Raw genomic sequence first — 14,324 nt, forward strand, 5'->3', positions numbered from 1 at the left:
AAATCAGCCCTGCTGCGACAGGGCTGACGGCTGGCTCGCCAGCCGCAGGAGCCGGTAGTCCACCGTTCGCACCCGACCTTCGACATCAACCACCTCTTCGATCGGCCCGACATTGATGGCGGCCGAAGTCCGGTAGCGCTTCGGCGCAATGCCGGTCACGCGCTTGAACGCATTGCTGAAGGCGCTCTCCGAGGTATAGCCGAGTGAAAGCGCCAGCGAGGAGACCGGCATCGATCCCTCGCGCAGCGCCCGCTCGGCAAGGCGCATGCGCCAGGCGGTGAGATAGGTGAGTGGGGCAACGCCCGCGACCGTCTTGAAGCGCAGGGCGAAGCTGGTGCGCGACATGCCGGCGGATTTCGCGAGCTCTCCGAGCTGCCAGTCATGCGCTGGGTCTGAATGCATCAGTCGCAGCGCCGGCGCGATCTTCTCGTCGCCAAAGGCGCGCAGCCAGCCGACCGTCAGCGGCTCCGACGTCATGATATGGGCGCGCAGCACCTGCACGAAGATGAGCTGAGAAAGCTGGGCCGAGGCAAGCAGCGCGCCCGGTTTGCCGGCCGCCATTTCCCGCACCAGCTGGTCCAACAGCCAGCGCAGCACGCCGGCCTCGGCAAGGGTCGCCCGCACATGGATGACCGGAGGCAATACGTCGAGCAGCAGCGCCGTGCCGGTCGGCCCAAGCGCGATATGCCCGCCGATATAGAGGAAATCCTCGCCCACGCCATGCCGCGCCATGCCATTGACCTTCTTCTCCTTGAAGGTTGTGACGGCATCGGCGGGCTCCATCGCAAGATCGGTTGTCAGCATGAAGGAATGCTTGCCGTTGAGCAGGACGACGTCACCGGCTTCGAGCAGGATAGGCTCGCTGCCATTGTCGAGCACCAGCCAGCAGCGGCCTTTGGCCACCGCGCTGATCTTGATGCGGTTCGGCTGCGGAAAGGCAAGCGCCCAGGGGCCGCCGGCAATCAGACCGCCCGCCATCAGGCAGCGGGCATCGAGCAGGCTGAGCATTTCGGAGAGGGGATCGCTTGTCATCTCTGTACGATGGCGCAAGAAATCGGGATTTACAAGCATTCAGAATCCCACCTGCCGGAGATAGATATTTCCCGACCAGAGCAATTCCGGCAGACGTGTGCAGCGGTTTTACGTCTCGAACTGCATAAAAACAAAGAGATAGAACATTTCCGTCACCCACGGGACGGAATCCTCTTGAAAGGAGACATTTCATGTCCACTCCCCAGGCTCCCATCGGTTCACGTTTCGGTGCAGCGTCCACGGCGCAAGAGGTGATTACCGGCCATGACCTCACCGGCAAGGTGGCGATCGTCACCGGCGGTTATGCCGGTCTCGGCCTCGAAACCGCCCGCGTGATGGCGGCCGCCGGCGCCAAGGTGATCGTGCCCGCCCGCAATATCGAGAAGGCGAGGGCGGCGGGCGAAAACGTGCCCGGCCTGGTATTCGCCTATATGGACCTGATGGATCCCAATTCGATCGACGAGTTCGCCGATTGTTTCCTCGAAGACGACAAGCCACTGCATTTCCTCATCAACAATGCCGCCGTCATGGCCAACCCGCTGACGCGCGACAGCCGCGGTTACGAATCGCAATTCTCCACGAACCATCTCGGCCACTTCCAGCTCACCGCGCGGCTCTGGCCGGCGCTGGTGAAGGCGGAAGGCGCGCGTGTGGTTGCCGTCTCCTCGCGCGGCCACGTCCGCTCTGGCGTCGATTTCGACGATCCGATGTTCGAGAACCGCGAATACCTGCCCTATGTCGCCTATGGCCAGTCGAAGACAGCCAATGCGCTATTTGCCGTTGCGCTGGACGCTTTGGGCGCAAGAGAGGGCGTGAGGGCCTTCTCTCTTCATCCGGGCGGTATCGTCACGACCGATCTCATTCGCCACCAGTCGCGCGAATATCTGCTGGCGAGCGGTTATGTGGATGCCGACGGCAACCCGGTCATCGACCCTGAAAACAACAAGAAGACCATTGCCCAGGGTGCGGCAACCACTGTCTGGTGCGCTGTCAGCGACGAGCTGGATGGCATGGGCGGCGTCTATTGCGAGAACTGCGATATCGCCAAGGCTGTGCCTGCCGACTCCGAGGAACTGCTCGGCGTGCGCCCCTGGGCGACCGATCCCGAGCTTGCCGAGCGCCTCTGGCAGCTGAGCGAGAGACTGACCGGTCTGACGCAGAGCTGAAGGCATAAGCGGGCAGGGGTCTAAGACCTAAGTATAAGCGCCGCTATTCTTAGCCAGTTGTTAACCATGTTGTTTGAAGCTTCCCTAATGTAGCTTGGGGGAGCTCGATCATGCAGGCGTTGAAGGCGGTGGGGGAGAATGCCGTAAGCCCGGCTTACGAGCCGGATGGACCGGATCGCGACGCGCTGCGCCATATCCTCTCGCGCCTTGCCGAAGAGGCCTCAACGCTCGGCGTCGACCTCGTCGATATAGCCGGCGCCATCCAGGACATGGCGGCAATGTCGGCCCGCCATGCCGCCGCCTTCGATGAGGTCACCCGCACGGCCCTTTCCATCGCCGAGACCAATCGCTCCGTTGCCGTTTCGTTGCGTGAGACCGACAGTACCGCGACGCAGGCGCGCCACATGCTGAAGGAATCGGCCGATCGCCTGTCCGGCTCGGTCTCGGAAATCCGTCACATGGTCCAGTCCTCGGAAGAGATCAGCACGGAAATCTCCGGCTTCTCCCGCTCGCTGACCGATGTCGACAAGGTGGCCGCCGAAATTAGCACCATCGCCCGCCAGACCAATCTTCTGGCGCTCAATGCGGCAATCGAGGCCGCTCGTGCAGGCGAGGCTGGCAAAGGTTTTGCCGTCGTCGCCTCTGAGATTCGCGCCTTGTCGCTGCAGACCTCCAAGGCCACTGGCTCCATCCAGGAAACGCTGGAGCAGCTTCGGCTCAAGATCGATCGTCTCTCGACTGTCGGCGGCGGCGCCCGCAAGAGTGCTGCCGGCGTCAGCGAAAAGTCCGAAGCGATGCGCGGCGCCTTCGAAAGCATGGAACATGTGATTACCCGCATCCTCGATTCATCCGCGGTCATGGCCAACACGACCGAGGCCGTGGATCGCGATTGCGCCGGCTTCGTCGCCAAGCTCGGAGAGATGTCGGCCGAGGTGCTGGATTCCAACGGCCGCCTGCAGCAGGCCGCCAGGCGCGTCGACAGTGTCGTCGGCCTGTCAGAAACACTGATCCAGCTGACCGCGAGTGCCGGCGTGGAAACCGCCGACCGCCACTGGATCGAACAGGCCCAATCCGTCGCCGGCCAGATATCGTATGCCCTGGAGCGTGCCGTTGCCGAAGGTGCAATCGGCATGGAGAACCTGTTCAACCGCCACTACCAGCCGATATCCGGCACCGATCCGGTACAGATGATGGCCCCTTTCACTGAGCTCGCCGACCGGCTGCTGCCGCCGATCCAGGAGCCGGTGGCGGGTTCCGACCAGCGCATCGCCTTCTGTGCCGCCATTGATGAAAACGGCTACCTGCCGACCCACAATCGCAAATTCTCCGAGCCGCAGCGGCCGGGCGATGTCGTCTGGAACACTGCCAATTGCCGCAATCGCCGCATCTTCAACGATCGCGTCGGACTTGCTGCCGGCAGAAGCACTGCGCCCTTCCTCGTCCAGACCTACAGGCGGGACATGGGCGGCGGCAACTTCGTCATGATGAAAGATATTTCTGCCCCGATCACAGTCCGCGGTAGGCATTGGGGTGGTTTGCGGTTGGCGGTAAAAGTATAGCGTTGCCGCCATCTGCCATCCGGTCTATGTCCCGCCCATGAGATTGCGCGCCGATATCTACGTTTCCGCTCTCGTCCGCAGGGTTTTCTCCGCCGGCGATTTTGCTGCCGTGGAGAAGAAGGGCGCGGAAGAAGCTGGCGCGATCTTCATTCGCCAGCGCTTCCGCGATGGGCTTGAAACCCTCTATGCGCCGGCCCCGCAAAGCTTCTTCGACGAGGAGAGCAGCGGCGACCGGCTGTTCGAAATCAGGCTGGAACGCGCCGAGCCCGAAAAGGTGCAGGAAATGCTGGAGCGCGAGCGCAAGTTCGACCCGGATCTCTGGATCGTCGAGCTGGAGGCAGACGAGGTCTCGGAACTCATCCCGATGGCCAGCTGACGGCTTGCCTTGAATTTACGCCAATTCCCGCCTAGTTTACCGCCATCCGCAATACCAACAGGATGTGTGCTCAATGGATATGAACCTGATCGCAACGCCAATTCGCCTTGCCATCGGGGATTTCCATGCCTGCATCCATTACAGTTTCCAATCTTTCGTGGTCCACGCCTGACGGCCGGCCGCTTTTCTCCAATATCGATCTGAGCTTTAACGCGGAGCGCGCCGGCCTTGTCGGTCGCAATGGCGTCGGCAAGACAACGCTCCTGAAGCTCGTCGCCGGCGAACTGCAGCCGCAGACCGGCTCCGTTGCCGTATCCGGCACTATCGGCATCCTGCGCCAGAGTGTGCAGGTTGGGCCGGATGAAACGGTCGCCGATCTTTTCGGCGCAACGCAGGCGCTTGCCATTCTCAGCCGTGCCGAAAGCGGCGAAGCCACTGCCGATGAGCTTGCTGTTGCCGACTGGACGCTCGAAGCCCGCATCGAAACCGCACTGGAACGTGCCGGTCTTGCCGCTGGGCCGCAGACTTTGCTCGCAACACTCTCCGGCGGCCAGCGCACCCGCGCGGCATTCGCCGCCCTGATCTTCGAAGAGCCGGATTTCCTCATCCTCGACGAGCCGACCAACAATCTGGACCGGGAGGGGCGCGAAGCGGTGATCTCGCTTCTTGGAGGCTGGCGCCACGGCGCCCTGGTCGTCAGCCATGACCGCGAACTGCTGGAGACGATGGACGCCATCGTCGAGCTGACGACTTTGGGCGCCACCCGCTATGGCGGAAACTGGAGCGATTACCGCGCCCGCAAGGCGCTGGAATTGGCCGCCGCCGAGCACGATCTGGCGGACGCCAAAAGGCGCGTGGCGGAGGTCGCCCGCAGTGCCCAGGAAACGGCCGAGCGCAAGGCCCGCAGGGACAGTGCCGGCAAGAAGAAAGCGGCCAAGGGCGACATGCCGCGCATCGTTGCCGGTGGTCTCAAGCGGCAGGCGGAAAATACCAGCGGCGAGAATGCCCGCCTTGCCGAACGCCGCCATAGCCAGGCGCTTGAGGATGCCGAGGAGGCCCGCAAACGCATCGAGGTCCTGCAGCCGCTCTCCGTAAAACTGCCCTCGACCGGCCTGCCGCCGGGCAGATCGGTATTGAAGATCGACGCGGTGACCGCCGGCTACGAAATCGACGAGCCGATCATCCGTAAACTCTCCGTCGACATGACCGGACCCGAACGCATCGCAGTCACCGGCCCGAACGGCTCGGGCAAGACAACCCTGCTGGCGTTGATCGCGGGCGATCTCCAGCCATGGGAGGGAGTGGTGCGTGTTTTGACCTCTTTCTCGATGCTCGACCAGCGCGTCAGCCTGCTCGACCCCGAAACCTCGATCCGCGACAATTTCCGTCGGCTGAACCCGCAATCGGATGAGAATGCCTGCCGCGCAGCCCTTGCCCGTTTCATGTTCCGGGCGGATGCTGCGCTGCAGATCGTCTCTACTCTGTCAGGTGGCCAGCTTCTGCGCGCCGGCCTTGCCTGCGTTCTCGGCGGTGCGACACCGCCGTCGCTGCTGATCCTTGACGAGCCGACCAATCACCTCGACATCGATTCCATCGCGGCCGTCGAAGCAGGCCTCAGAGCCTATGACGGCGCGCTGCTGATTGTCAGCCATGACGAGGTGTTCCTGGATATGGTCGGCATCACGCGCCGGCTGGAATTGCCTGGGAGATAGTTACGCGAATGAGATACCGAGCAGCTTTTCGCTCAGCATCCAGAGTCTCGCGGCGGCCTCCTCGTCCATTGCCCAGGGCATGACGCCGCGCAGCTCCGTCGTATCGGCAGGCAGCGCCTCGGCAATATCGCAGTCCTCGCAATAGACGCCGCCCATGCCGTCGAGCTGGCGGCTCGTCGCACACCAGACGGTGGTTGCCGCACCCTGTTCGATCGTCTTGAAGAGGGCCGCGATATGCGAGGGTATATTGCCGTCGGTATCGCGGAAGCCGATCGCTTCCATATCCGCGTCCGAGACATAGCGGGTCAGCTCCGTCCGGATCGAGCCGGGGTGGACCGAGAAGGCGCGTACGCCATGTTCTGCCCCGCGCCGGTCGAGCTCGAGTGCGAAGAGTGCGTTGGCGGTCTTCGACTGGCCGTAGGATTTCCAGGCATCATAGGGTCGGCGCTGATAATTCGGATCGTCGAAATCGATGGCGGAGAAGCGATGCGCGCCCGATGACAGTGCCACGACGCGGGCATTGCCGGAGCGCTTCAGCGCTGGCCAGAGCCATGCGGCAAGCTGGAAATGACCGAGATGGTTGGTCGCAAACTGCCGCTCGAACCCCCTGTCGTCATGGGCAAGCGGCGTTGCCATGATACCGGCATTGCCGATGAAGAGATCAAGCGGCCGGTGGCTCGCGGCAAATTCCCGGCCGAAGGCATTGATCGAGGCCGGGTTGGAAAGATCGAATGAATGGATCTCGATACGCGGCAGGTCTTTGAGCGCCGCTTTGGCCTTCTCGGTATCACGCGCCGGCACGATGATCGAAGCTCCGGCCCCCGAAAGCACCCGCACCGCCTCGAGGCCGAGGCCGGCATAGCCGCCGGTAACGATGGCAAGCTTGCCGGTGAGATCGGCATTGCCGAGCGCTTCTTCTGATGTCGTCGAGCGGCTGAATCCGGAGGGAAGAGGATATTGGGAAGTCGGCATGAAGTCCTCGCATTTGTCTTGTGGGCGGCTTGTCCGCTCCTACTGGACTAGACCTAGGCCATCCGATGTAGGATTATCCATGCGCTGAAATCCAATCTGCTTGCGTGATCGTCCTAAATGTTTCCTGTCGACCCTCTCTCCGATGTCCTGTCGCTGCTCTCGGCCAGGAGCCTGCTTTCCGCCAGTCTCAGAGCCAAGGGTGACTGGTCCATCCGCTTTGCCTCCGATGGCGTGAAATTCAATGCAGTGCTCGAAGGCGGCTGTTATCTGGTCTCCGAAGGAAGTGAACCACGCTGGCTGGAGGCCGGCGATTGCTTCCTCCTCGTCAATTGCGGCACCCATATCCTGTGCAGTGATCCCTCGCTGACGCCGCTTTCGCCGTCCGAGGTATTCGGACCCGACCATGTCGGTTCCATCCATGCTGACCTGCCGGGAGAATGCCTGTTTGCCGTCGGCGGGCGCGTGACCTTCGATGATGCCGATGCCGGCCTGTTGCTCGATGCGCTGCCTCCGATCCTCTTCGTCAGTGGCAAGTCGCGGGAGGCAGCCGCCATCCGCTGGCTGCTGTCGCGCCTGGGAGAGGAATGGGATGAGAAGCGCGCCGGTGGGTCGGTTGCGGCGGATCATCTGGCCCAGCTTCTCTTTGTGGAGCTCATCCGTGTCTGGCTCGCTCAGGCCGAGACGGCAGCGCCGGGCTGGATGCAGGCCTTGAACGACCGGCGTGTTGGCGCGGCGATCCGATTGCTGCACGGCGATCCCGCGCGAAACTGGCGGCTGCAGGATCTGGCGGATGCGGCCGGCATGTCGCGCTCCAATTTCGCGCTGCGGTTCCGGGAGCTAGCCGGCATCTCACCGCTCGATTATCTGCTGCGCTGGCGCATCCGGCTTGGCGCGAAGGCGCTGCGGTCAGGCGCAGAGCCGATCTCGGCGATTTCCTATTCGCTGGGCTATCAGTCGGAAAGCGCTTTCAGCAATGCGTTCAAGCGTATCACCGGCGTCGCGCCGCAGCAGTACAGGCGCGACCACCAGATGGCTGCAGCATCGGCCCGAAAATCGGGATCGATTTTCGGAAAGCCTGATGCGTAGAATCAAAGAGTTAGAGCGATCTTTGTGCGTCCGAAGGGACGCTCGGCGCTCTAGCGCGCCCGGTTGACGCTCTTGAGGTCGCGCAACGGCGCCTGCCGGATGAAGCGATAGGCGGGAGCTTGCGCCTGGGCTGCGGGCGCAGGCTTGGCTGCGGCCGGACTGTCCGGATTGTAGGTATAGCTGTCGGCCCGCCGCCAGGCCTCGACACGGGCATGGCACTCTTCCGGGTCCAGCGCATCGAGGACGAGGAAGGCGCGGCTGACATTGTGCTGCACCTCGGCAAGATGCGGATAGAGCTTTTCCAGCACGAAGACGGAGTCAAGAAAGCCCATGCCGAGGCTCGTCAACGTCGTGGCGAGCTGCTGGCCGGAGAGGTCGAGCATGATACGTTCAGCAAGCCAGCGGCTGGCGGAAAGCGCATCGGCAAGTGCGGTGGCGAAATGCGTGGCTTCCCGAGAGCGGGCAAAGCGCACCAGCAGTGCTTCCTGAATGTCGGATAGCGAACGAAGGCCAAGCCGGTCGTCGTCATCGCGGCCAAGATGGCCGGCAAGGCCGCGGATGCGCTCGCGCAGCGCCTCTTCATTGGCGAGACGCTGGGCTTCTTCCTGGTCCATTTCCGGCGGAGCAGGCATCGGCGAAAGAGGCATGGGCGGCTGTTCGGCAGGTGTGGCGGCGGAAGGACGCGGCTCGGCCTGTCGCAATGCCACCAGCGCATCGATGACCTTGGGCGAGAGAGAGTCCCGGCTGACGATTGCCTTCACATGCGAGGCACCATGGGTGCGGGCAATCGTGATCAATGTATCGTCGCCGATTGCCTTGGAGGAGGTGAGGAAAGGAGCGGCGATTTCGATCGGCTGGTTGCCGATAAAGAGGGCGACTGCTGCCGGCATGTTCTCGCACTGGGAAAGTGCGGCGACGGCCTGGCGCCGTGCTTCCTCGGAGGATGCCTGGAAAAGCGGCATGAAGAGTTCGGCAAACTGGCGCAGTTCGGAGCGTGTCGGATGTGACAGGTTCTCGAAACTGCTGACAGTCGCCATTAACACCACGTCCTTCTTCCTGATGGCCAACGGGCCCTCTAGGTCTCGAAACCGGTCACGCACAAGCACACCCTGAAAACGCAGAACAAGCGGGACACCGTGGGCCGACAAGCGCTGGCGGGACGCGCGTCAGACCATACGGTTATGAACAAATCCTACACCGGCACGGTTAATGCATGCTGAAGATTCTATTAAAATGCAACAGAAATATACACGTTTCGCGTGTCGCATAATAATAAGCCGGCAAAATAAAATAACGTGCCCCCAAAACACGGGGATTCGCAGTTTCGAGACATGCGGATAAATAGCCGGCAAATAATCTATAGGCCGGTGCGGCCGTTGAGTGCCGACAGAAGCTTGTCGGGTTCGTGGTGGCCCGACTGGTAGAGGTCGAGTGCGGTCGAAGCAGCGAACTGCGCCTCGACACTTCTGATGTCGATATGTCTTTCAGCGCACCACGCATTTAGCACGCCACTTAACACGTCCAAATCCTCTGACGTGAATGCGCAACCATATAAAAAGGGCATGGGCTGCTCTCCGTATGACAGCAAGAGCACGTATGACTTCCAAGCGGCCATCGCCTTAAAAGCTTTGGGCCGATGGAGTTACGATACACCCATCCATCCTGGCCGCAATTCATATTTTAATGATGCATATTTGCAACAGTGGGGGCTTGGGCGCCGTTTCAATGGCGGGGAGCCATTAACTATATGAATTATCTCTAATTTTATCGGACGGCTTTCAGCCTGTCTTTTCTTTTCCGCGGCTGAAACCAAACAACCGTTCTGCGCGTTATCTGAGTGCCGAGCAGGCTGCCCAAAGCAGCGGCTGAATATTAGTAATCTGTTAACGGTCGTGTGTCTCAATTCGGACAGGAACGACGCGATTTGGGAATATGGATCGTGGAAGCTCCGCAACATCACGGTATTTCGGTAGGTGCCGTGAGAAAGGCGCGAATGCCCTCGGTCCGGTTCATCCGGCGCTTGAGGACGCGCTGGCCCGCAGCAAGGCGGGCAGGGTGAAATCCAACGCAAGTTCATCCGTCTCGGGCAGTGCATGGAGACGAGAATGGCAATTGTAGTCGCATTGGCGGACCGGCTGCCGCAGGCGCCGCGTCGCTCGGGCAAGGAGCCCGGTGAAGCAAAAATACTCTGGTTCACCGGCGTCCGTTACGAACGGATCGTCGAAACCCCGAAGAAAAATCCGGCGCATTCTGCGCCGCGCGTCAAGAATAAGTAATTCACGAAAGCAACCCTAGCGGGCGTCGAGTTCCTCGCAGCCCGCTTCCGTCAGGAAGGCGCGCGCAGCCTCGTCGAAGCTTGCCTGCGGCGCCAGCGTGCGCAGCACCGCATAGCCCTCGGGATGCGCCATCTCGACCATGATCGTCTGCTCCAGCTCTTGCGGCAGGTTCTTGCGAAGGTCCGTCAACTGGATCGGGCCTGCTGCGAGAACATCGAGAGCGCCGCCGACAGAGGTGCGGTCGTTCATGCTGAAGACCTCGTTCGAAGCGCTGTCATAGATCGCGATCGACCAGAAGGGCACATTTCCCTTGGCGGTGAAGTGCACCGGATCCTCGCCCACATCGAAGGAGCAGACGGCCGTGCGCACGAAGGGATCGCCATTGGCGAGCCCTGCTTCATCATATCGGCCGGTCAGCAGATAGAAATTGTTCGGATCGCCCTCCGCTTCCACGCGCGTCGCCGCATCGCGGCCGGTGAAGTGCGGCAGTGCCAGAATGATCACCAGATGCAGAAGCGCTGCGCCGAAAAGCCCGGCGAGAAGGGCAAAGAACACCCTAAGCATTGCCGCATCCGATCTTGGTCAGTTTCGGCATCGACAGGTCGATGACGCCGGAGCTGCCGGCCGTTGGCGTGTCGAACAGCGTCAGCACCAGCCGGAACGTACCGGCTTGCGGCAGTGCCAGCCAGTTGCCGGGCTCGGCCCGCGTCGCAATGTCGATGGTGAAGCTGCTGTCCGGCTGGCGAAGGACCGTCCATGAATTCAGCGCCGCCGGCAGGGCCTGCTGCAGGGAGGCGGGATTGCCGGCATTGTCTGCGGTAAACAAAGTCCACAGCCGTGCCGGCGGCGTCTGGCCGCTGATGCGGTAATGGCAGGCAGCGTTCAGCCGCTCGCCGCTGTCGTCCACGCTTGCTGTAAAGGTCAGGCCTTCGGCGCTGCCATAGAGCAGCTTGCCGGCGCGCGCGCGATGCGACTTCGCATAGGGGTCGGCGTCGACGGTCTGGAGTTCCGGAAAGGCCTCCCAGGCGCCGAGCTTGATCGCTCCGAATCCCTGCGTCGCATCCAGCGCGTAAAGCGAAATCATGATGCCGCCGCCGAAGGCGACGATCAGCGTGATCAGGATGAAAAGGGGAAACCGAAACACCTTGCGCCCTTGAAGATCAAACTTGAAGATCAAATCAGTTGAAAGGGTTACCACTGATTCTGGCAGGGTGGAATGCCATGGGGCGATGTGTCCCCCAACTCTTGGCAAGTCGAAGGGCGGTCCGACTAAAACAGCGGAAGCATCATTCCGCGCTCGCCACCTTCTGCACCTCGAGCGGCGCAGCATCCTTCAGCTTCTCGCCGATACCCTTGAGAATGTTTGTCGATTGCACCGACAGCATGCGCGGGCGGACAAGCGTTGGCACGCCGTCCTTCGGCTTGTTGGCCTGTGCCTTGGCGACATCCTTTTCGGATGGCAGCGGGTTTTCGATGCCGGGGATGGGGCGCAGCGTGACGCCCTGATGGGCATAATCCATGGCGCGCTTGAAGGTCATGGCCGGTAGCGAGCCGCCGGTCATGTTGTTGGTCGACGTGTAGTCATCGTTCCCGAACCAGACGGCGCAGGTATAGTTGCCGGTGAAGCCCACGAACCAGGCATCGCGATAGGCTTGCGTGGTGCCGGTCTTGCCGGCGGTGACGACGCCGTTGTCGAGGGCTGCCTTGCGCGCCGTGCCCACATAGGGCACCCGCGACAGCATCTGGTTCATGTAGCTGTCGGCCTGTTCGGACAGCACACGCCGGGCGGGCGGCTCGTCTCGATCGAAGTCGTAGAGAACGTCGCCGTCATAATCGAGAACCTGCGTAATGCCATGGCGACGGGACTGATAGCCGCCGGTCGGGAACACGGCATAGGCGGTCGCCTGGTCCAGCACCGTCACCTCGGACGTGCCGATCGGGATCGTCACGTCGTCGCGGATCGGCGTTTCGACGCCCATGGCCTTGGCCATGGCGCGGATCGGCTGGATGCCGAGCTTTTCCTTGGCAAGGCGCACCGGGATGGTGTTGATCGACTGGGCGATCGCAGTCTCCAGCGTGATGCGGCCGGCATAACGGTTTTCGTAATTGTGCGGGCTCCAGTTGCCCCAGGAAATCGGCGCGTCGATGATCGTCGTTTTCGGCGTCATCCCGCTCTCCATGGCCACCGAATAGGTATAGACCTTGAAGGAGGAGCCCGGCTGGCGCAGCGCCTTTGTGGCGCGGTTGAACTGGCTCTCGCCATAGTCGCGTCCGCCGACCATGGCGCGCACGGCCCCGCCGTTTTCGATCATCACCATCGCGCCCTGCTTGGCGTGATAGGCCTCGCCATATTCGCGCAGCGACGTCTCGATGGAATCGTCGGCCGCCTGCTGGATGCCCATGTCGATCGTGGTGCGGACGATCAGCGAGCGCTGGTGGAAGCGCGGCGACAGGCGCTGTACCTCGTCGAAGGCCCAGTCGAGGAAGAAGTCGGGCGATTCCACCTCGTTGCGGTCGACGACATTGGCCGGATTGCGCCGTGCCGCAATCACCTGACCCTCGGTCATCAGCCCGCTCTGCACGAGATTGGTCAGCACCTCGTTGGCGCGGCCGCGGGCAGCCGGCAGGTTCACATGCGGCGCATATTTGGCAGGCGCCTTGAACAGGCCGGCGAGCATGGCGGATTCGGCCAGATTCACATCGGTGATGCTCTTTCCGAAATAGAATTGCGCCGCCGCCGCCGCACCGAATGTGCCGCCGCCCATATAGGCCCGGTCGAGATAGGTCGCGAGGATCTCTTTCTTGGAGAGATTGGCTTCCAGCCAGAACGCCAGGAAGGCTTCGGTGATCTTGCGGTCGATCGAGCGCTCGTTGGAAAGGAACAGGTTCTTGGCGAGCTGTTGCGTCAGCGTCGAGCCGCCCTGCACGACTTCGCCGGCCTGGGCGTTGGTCACCATGGCGCGGAAGAGGCCGATCACGTCGATGCCGAAATGGTCGAAGAAGCGCCGGTCTTCTGTGGCGATCACGGACTTGATCAGGGAATCCGGCAACTCGTCGATTGGCACGGAATTCTGGTGGATGACGCCGCGATGGCCGATCACATTGCCGTAGCGGTCGAGGAAGGTGACGGCAAAATCGCCGCGGTTGCGCCAGTCTTGCTTGGTGGCCTCGAAAGCCGGCTGGGCGAGCGCCAGCATCAGCACTATGCCGACGGCGCCGAGCGTCAGCCCTTCGCCGGCGAGTTCGAACACCGCACGTTTCCAGCCGCGAACGCGGAAGCGGCGGAAGAAGATAGTTGTGTCTTCCCAGATCTCTGCGGCGCGAAAACCGGCATTCCAGACGGTCGAGTCGATCCACGAATCGATGCGCAGCAGCAGGTGACGGTTTTTCGACTGCTGCTTGCCTTGCCCGTTTTCGGGGCCTTCTGAACCAACATCTGACCCATTATTTGGGTTGTCCGGATCCTGCACGTCCTATATTCCCGCCTGAGCACGCTCGGCGACCGTAAAATCCGGACGCCGGAGCGGGGCCTGAAAGGGGCCGCAACTCTCCGGATAGCCGGAGCAAGTTGAATAATTGGTTGATTTTGCGCACAAGAACAAGAGAGTTGAACGGTCGTCACGCGAATTTGCGGGCGGCTGTTGCAAGAAACGAACGATGAACGATCTGCCCTTCTGGAAGCGTAAGACACTTGCCGAAATGAATGCCGAGGAATGGGAAAGCCTCTGCGACGGCTGCGGCCTCTGTTGTCTGAACAAGATCGAGGAATGGGATAGCGGCGATGTCTATTTCACCTCGATCCGCTGCAAGCTGCTCGACAGCGAAAGCTGTCGCTGTTCCAGCTACCCGAACCGCTGGGATTTCGTGCCCGATTGCGTTCAGCTCACCAGGGAAAACGTTCCCGAAATCGCATGGCTGCCGCCGACCTGCGGCTATCGCCTCGTCAATGAGGGCCGTGATCTCTATTGGTGGCATCCGCTGGTCTCAGGCGATCCCGAGACTGTCCATGCCGCCGGCATTTCCGCCCGCGGCCGCACCATCAGCGAAAACGAGGTCGCTGTCGACGATTTCGAGGATTACGTCGTCGACTGGCCGCTGACGGTCGGAGATGATGCCAAAGAGCCCGAGGAAAAGGCCGGCTGACC

The 14,324-nt window shown here is 61.8% G+C and carries 14 protein-coding genes; 7 read left to right on the top strand and 7 right to left on the bottom strand.

Features of this window, described 5'->3' with window-relative positions:
* Positions 1-3 precede the first annotated feature (3 nt).
* Complete coding sequence (locus tag FHX06_RS23130) at positions 4-1,071, bottom strand: AraC family transcriptional regulator (RefSeq protein WP_113209983.1); 1,068 nt, start codon at positions 1,069-1,071, stop codon at positions 4-6.
* A gap of 152 nt (positions 1,072-1,223) precedes the next feature.
* Between FHX06_RS23130 and FHX06_RS23135 the strand changes: the two genes are divergently transcribed.
* From FHX06_RS23135 to FHX06_RS23150, 4 genes are all read left to right on the top strand, one after another.
* Positions 1,224-2,198, top strand: coding sequence for an oxidoreductase (locus FHX06_RS23135; protein WP_112547425.1), 975 nt, complete (start codon positions 1,224-1,226; stop codon positions 2,196-2,198).
* A 110-nt stretch (positions 2,199-2,308) separates the two neighbouring features.
* Entirely contained in the window at positions 2,309-3,757 is a 1,449-nt protein-coding gene (locus FHX06_RS23140; protein ID WP_113209982.1) for a methyl-accepting chemotaxis protein, read from the top strand.
* A gap of 37 nt (positions 3,758-3,794) precedes the next feature.
* Positions 3,795-4,133 carry a DUF1491 family protein gene (locus FHX06_RS23145; protein WP_112970594.1) on the top strand — a complete coding sequence of 113 codons (339 nt, stop codon included), beginning with the start codon at positions 3,795-3,797 and terminating at the stop codon, positions 4,131-4,133.
* A gap of 125 nt (positions 4,134-4,258) precedes the next feature.
* Positions 4,259-5,845 (top strand): ABC-F family ATP-binding cassette domain-containing protein, encoded by a 1,587-nt coding sequence (locus FHX06_RS23150; RefSeq protein ID WP_183881010.1) that lies wholly within the window; start codon positions 4,259-4,261, stop codon positions 5,843-5,845.
* Here the strand turns inward: FHX06_RS23150 and FHX06_RS23155 are convergent, their stop codons facing one another.
* The gene (locus tag FHX06_RS23155) at positions 5,846-6,817 is read right to left on the bottom strand and encodes an oxidoreductase (protein WP_113209980.1); all 972 of its coding nucleotides are present in this window, start codon (positions 6,815-6,817) and stop codon (positions 5,846-5,848) included.
* 117 nt (positions 6,818-6,934) lie between these two features.
* Here FHX06_RS23155 and FHX06_RS23160 point away from each other — a divergent pair, with 117 nt between their 5' ends.
* Complete coding sequence (locus FHX06_RS23160) at positions 6,935-7,903, top strand: AraC family transcriptional regulator (RefSeq protein ID WP_113209979.1); 969 nt, start codon at positions 6,935-6,937, stop codon at positions 7,901-7,903.
* A 50-nt stretch (positions 7,904-7,953) separates the two neighbouring features.
* Here the strand turns inward: FHX06_RS23160 and FHX06_RS23165 are convergent, their stop codons facing one another.
* The gene (locus FHX06_RS23165; RefSeq protein ID WP_112547458.1) at positions 7,954-9,003 is read right to left on the bottom strand and encodes a DUF2336 domain-containing protein; all 1,050 of its coding nucleotides are present in this window, start codon (positions 9,001-9,003) and stop codon (positions 7,954-7,956) included.
* 257 nt (positions 9,004-9,260) lie between these two features.
* Entirely contained in the window at positions 9,261-9,467 is a 207-nt protein-coding gene (locus FHX06_RS23170) for a hypothetical protein (protein ID WP_113209978.1), read from the bottom strand.
* 541 nt (positions 9,468-10,008) lie between these two features.
* Here FHX06_RS23170 and FHX06_RS23175 point away from each other — a divergent pair.
* Entirely contained in the window at positions 10,009-10,179 is a 171-nt protein-coding gene (locus FHX06_RS23175) for a hypothetical protein (RefSeq protein WP_183848328.1), read from the top strand.
* 15 nt (positions 10,180-10,194) lie between these two features.
* Here FHX06_RS23175 and FHX06_RS23180 read toward each other — a convergent pair whose 3' ends face one another.
* From FHX06_RS23180 to FHX06_RS23190, 3 genes are all read right to left on the bottom strand, one after another.
* Complete coding sequence (locus FHX06_RS23180; protein WP_112547432.1) at positions 10,195-10,743, bottom strand: DUF1254 domain-containing protein; 549 nt, start codon at positions 10,741-10,743, stop codon at positions 10,195-10,197.
* A complete protein-coding gene (locus FHX06_RS23185) occupies positions 10,736-11,323 on the bottom strand; it encodes a DUF1214 domain-containing protein (protein WP_112547459.1) in 588 nt (195 codons plus the stop codon). The genes FHX06_RS23180 and FHX06_RS23185 overlap by 8 nt, the downstream gene beginning before the upstream one ends.
* 142 nt (positions 11,324-11,465) lie before the next feature.
* Positions 11,466-13,649 (bottom strand): transglycosylase domain-containing protein, encoded by a 2,184-nt coding sequence (locus FHX06_RS23190; RefSeq protein ID WP_183881012.1) that lies wholly within the window; start codon positions 13,647-13,649, stop codon positions 11,466-11,468.
* Between the two features lie 187 nt (positions 13,650-13,836).
* Between FHX06_RS23190 and FHX06_RS23195 the strand changes: the two genes are divergently transcribed.
* Positions 13,837-14,322: a YcgN family cysteine cluster protein gene (locus FHX06_RS23195; RefSeq protein WP_112547434.1), complete on the top strand. Its 486-nt coding sequence runs from the start codon at positions 13,837-13,839 to the stop codon at positions 14,320-14,322.
* Positions 14,323-14,324 lie beyond the last annotated feature (2 nt).

Origin of the sequence: Rhizobium sp. BK512 (assembly GCF_014194915.1) — a bacterium.
Classification (GTDB): Bacteria; Pseudomonadota; Alphaproteobacteria; order Rhizobiales; family Rhizobiaceae; genus Rhizobium.